The 212-nt window shown below is 40.1% G+C and carries 1 pseudogene; it reads right to left on the bottom strand.

The annotated features are described in order from the left end of the window. Positions 1–212: pseudogene (locus tag V6260_RS19275) on the bottom strand (YHYH protein); the annotation flags it as partial.

Genomic DNA, 212 nt, shown 5'->3' with positions numbered 1-212 from the left:
TAACCAGCTGGTAAGTTTTTCACTTTTATCATCTGTATCTGATTCTGAGTCTGAGTCTGATGAGGCAATAACATTGACTATAACGGTATCTTCAACAACATCGTTTGTGCCGTCATCTGCACTGATTTCAAATACAAGTGCTTCTTCGGTTAATACCTCAGGGGCAACATACTCTGTAGACGTTGCAGTACTTGATGATAAGCTAACGCTAG

Origin of the sequence: Pseudoalteromonas aliena (assembly GCF_038155085.1) — a bacterium.
GTDB classification, from domain to species: Bacteria; Pseudomonadota; Gammaproteobacteria; order Enterobacterales; family Alteromonadaceae; genus Pseudoalteromonas; species Pseudoalteromonas aliena_A.
The sequence above is the reverse complement of the archived record's forward strand: the minus strand, read 5'-3'. Positions and strand labels throughout refer to the sequence as shown.